Here is a 3,845-nt window from a genome sequence, read left to right as displayed (position 1 = left end):
CGCCGCCGCCGGGCGCGCGCGCGATCACGCTGACGGTCGACCTGCATCACCTCGCCCGCGAGCGCCTGCCGCTGCTGCGCGTGCGTCAGGCTCGGGACGTCCCGTCGGCGGTGCGCGATGTCGGCGCGCTGATGGCCTACATCGCGCGGATGACGATCGGGCTGCATGCCTGGACCTTCCGCAAACCCGACGAAGCGCCGCCGCGGCGCGTCTCGCGCCTGCCGGGCGCGGTGCCGGGGCTGCCGGAACCGGTGGTGATCGAGATGGCCGCGGGCCGCTGGGGCGACGCGGGCGCGCAGCGCCAGGACCTGGACCGCCCGCCGCGCGGCGACGACGACCGCCCGGTGCTCATCCGCCTGACGCGCTACGCGCGCCCGGGTGGCGTGCCGATGCTGATGATCCATGGCTACAGCGCCAGCGGCACGACCTTCGCCCACCACTCGGTGAGGCCCGGGCCGGCCAAGCTGCTGTGGGACGCGGGGCACGACGTGTGGGTGCTGGACATGCGCACCAGCGCCGGCCTGCCCACGGCGACGCTGCCCTGGACCTTCGAGGAGTCCGCGTTCAACGACATCCCGCTGGCCGTGGACCGGGTGCTGCGAGAGACCGGGCATCGGCGCCTGAACGTCTTCGCGCACTGCATGGGCTCGGTGATGCTGCACATGGCGCTGCTGGAGCCGCGCGAGCAGCCCTGGGAGCGCCACCATCCGCTGCGCGCGCTGCTGAAGGACCGGATCGCGAAGCTGGTGATCTCGCAGGTGACGCCGCTGATGGTGATGTCGCCGACCAACAGCCTGCGCGGCGTGCTGATGCAGTACCTGCGGCCCTACCTGCCGATGGGCGGCTACACCTTCCGACCCGAGGGCCCGCCGACGCTGGTCGACCAGCTGCTCGACCGCCTGCTGGCCAGCCTGCCGTATCCGGACCGGGAGTTCGACCTCGAGAACCCGCCGCCGTGGCCGCCCTGGCGCATGCGCCGCACGCCGTGGACGGCGACGCGGCACCGCATGGACCTGCTCTACGGGCGGGACTTCGCGGTCGCCAATGTCGACCAGCCGGTGCTGGACTTCATCGACGACCACTTCGGACCGCTGAACATGGACACCGTCGCGCAGGCGATCCACTTCGCGCGCTGCCACGAGATCACCGACTGGCAGGGCGCGAGCCTCTACCTCGACAGCCTGGCCAAGAGCCTGGCGCTGCTGGAGGCCTTCCCGGTGCTGTCGCTGCACGGCGAGGACAACGGGCTGTGCAGCGCCGACAGCGCCGAGCTGCTCAAGGACCATTACGACCAGGCCGCGCCGGGCCGCTACCGCTATCGGGTGATCGCCGGCCATGGCCATCAGGACTGCCTGATCGGGCGCCATGTGGCGACGCTGGTGTTCCCGCATGTGCTGGCCTTCCTCGCCGAGGAGTCGCCACCATGAGCGGCGCGAGACACCGCACCGCCCGGACCGCCATCAGCGGCCTGCTGATCGGCGCCGAGGCACCCGGCCATCGCGTCGAGCGCGCGGCGCCGGTGAACGGCCGGGTGCCCCTGCTGACCGCGTTGCGGCCGGAGCGCGGCTGGCCGCACTGGCTGCTCTGGGTGCCGATGCGCTGGCGCGGCGGCTGGGACTATGAGCGCCTGCCGCTGCCCTGGCGGCTGGAGGCCTTCGTACCGCCGGGCATCGGGCGGCCCGGCGAGCCGTGGCGCGGTGCGGTCGATGTCGAGCACTTTCCGGCCTCGCCAAGCCAAGGCCCGACCGGCGGTGCGCCGGTGCTCGACCTTGATTCCGACATCGACATCGACAACGACAACGACAACGACAACGACAACGACAACGACAACGACAACAACAACGACAACAACGTCGACCTGAGCGGCCTGCTCCTCCTGGCGCTGTACCTGGAGCCGCGCGCACTGGCGATGGAGGGCGCGCATCGCGGCGTCATGCACGAACTGGGCAAGGACGAGCTGCAGGCGCAGGTCGAGGGCGCGCTGGAACAGCTCCTGGCCCTGCCGCCGCATCGCTGGGCCCATGGGTTCGTGCCGTCGCCGGACGCGCCGGATGCGCCGGACGCGAGCGCCTCCGGCGACGTCGACCTCTGCTTCGTGCTCGCGGCCTGCCAGTACCCGCCGGGGCTGCTCGACGTGAGCCCGGGCTGGGAGCTCGACGCCGACGAGGCGGGGCCGGCGCTCGCGTCGCTGGCGCGGCTGCATCGCTTCACGCGGTCGACGGCGCGGGGGCAGGCCTGCTCGCTGGTGCTGTTCGCCGGCGACCAGATCTACGCGGATGCGAGCGGCGGGCTGGCGGACTCGCGCAGCGGCGTCGAGCGTTACGGGCGCGCTTATGGGGAGTTCAAGGCGGGGCCGATACGGTTGCTTCCGCCCACCGTCGAGCGCCTGGTGCACGCGCCCGACGATCACGAGATCGTCGACAACTGGGAGCCGACGCCGGGCGCAAGCCATGGGGGCAAGGGGCCGTGGTTCGATGTCGCGCGGCAGGCGGCCTGGGATCACCGCTGGGAAGCCGGCGCCCGTGTCGGCGGACCGGGCCTGATGTGGCACGAATTCGACTGGCGCGGCGCCGCCTTCTTCATCGCCGACGCCCGCGGCGAACGCGAGGCGCGTCGGGTCGCCAACTGGTCGACCGCGCGCCTGTGGTCGATCGCGCAGCGCGATGCCTTCGAGGACTGGCTCGGCCGGACGCAGGGGCGGCCGCGTTTCCTGCTGTCGGGCTCGCTGCCGCTGCCGCGTCGCCGCGCGACGGCCGAGCATCCGGCGAGCTGCCTGCGCTCCGACGCCTGGGACGGTTATCCGCACAGCCTGCATGAATTGCTCGGCGCGATCTGGCGGCAGCGCGCGACCGGCCTGGTGTTCCTCTCCGGCGACGAGCACCGCTCCGGCTGGCTGAGCGCGCGGATCGAGGCGGTGGACGGCGAGGACCGCGCGCCGGTGCAGCTCCATTCGGTCCACAGCTCCGCGCTCTACGCGCCCTGGCCGTTCGCGGTCACCGCGGCGGAGGAGCTGGCCGCGCCGGACGCGTTCGAGTTCGTCGAGCCCGGCGGGCGGCGCCTGCGCTGCGTGGTCGGCGCCTGGCACGACCATCCCGGCGACGGCTTCGCGGTGCTGCGCGTGAGCCAGCGCGGCGTCGATCTCTGGTTCGATCGGGCCGGCCCCGCGCGAGCGGCACCCGACGGGCGGCTGTCATGGCCTGCGTGCGACACTGCCGGATGACCGAAATCGAGCTGCGCTTCCAGATCCCCGCATCGCAATCGGCCGCGGTCCGCCGCTGGGTCGCGGGCAGCGCCCAGTCGCCGGCCACGGAAGAACGGCTGCAGGCCATCTACTTCGACACGCCGGCCCGCGACCTCGCACGGGCCGGCTTCGCCTTGCGCCTGCGACGCGAAGGCGAGGTCTGGGTGCAGACGCTCAAGGGCGCCGCGCCGGACGGCATGACCCGCCTCGAACACAACGTCGCGCTGGGCGACGCGACGCCGGCGCTCGATGTCGCGCGACATGCCGACCATCCCGCCGGACAGGCGCTCCAGGCGCTGGTCGACACGCTCCCAGCCGGCGCGCTGCAGGCGCTGTTCCGCACCGACATCACCCGCCTCAGCCGGACGCTGCGCACGCGGCATGGCGTGGTGGAACTCGCGCTCGACCAGGGCGCGCTGCTCGCCGGCGAGGGCGACGCGCTGCGCCGGACGCCGGTGGCCGAGCTGGAGATCGAGCTCAAGAGCGGCCAGCCGCGCGCGGTGCTGGAGGTCGCGCGGGTGTGGGCGATCGAGCGCTTCGGGCTGTCGCTGGAACTGCGCACCAAGGCGCTGCGCGGCGACCTGCTCGCGCGCCAGGCCGAGGT

The 3,845-nt window shown here is 73.1% G+C and carries 3 protein-coding genes; all 3 read left to right on the top strand.

Going from position 1 to position 3,845, the window contains the following annotated elements:
- On the top strand, nt 1-1,427 hold a 1,427-nt coding region (locus tag FUT87_RS24435), incomplete at its 5' end, for an alpha/beta fold hydrolase (protein ID WP_147242674.1).
- A complete protein-coding gene (locus FUT87_RS24425; protein WP_186830740.1) occupies nt 1,424-3,220 on the top strand; it encodes an alkaline phosphatase D family protein in 1,797 nt (598 codons plus the stop codon). The genes FUT87_RS24435 and FUT87_RS24425, both read left to right, overlap by 4 nt.
- A partial coding sequence (locus tag FUT87_RS24420) for a CYTH domain-containing protein (protein ID WP_186830739.1) occupies nt 3,217-3,845 on the top strand: 629 nt, incomplete at its 3' end. The genes FUT87_RS24425 and FUT87_RS24420, both read left to right, overlap by 4 nt.

It is taken from the genome of Mitsuaria sp. TWR114 (assembly GCF_007997345.1).
The sequence above is the reverse complement of the archived record's forward strand: the minus strand, read 5'-3'. Positions and strand labels throughout refer to the sequence as shown.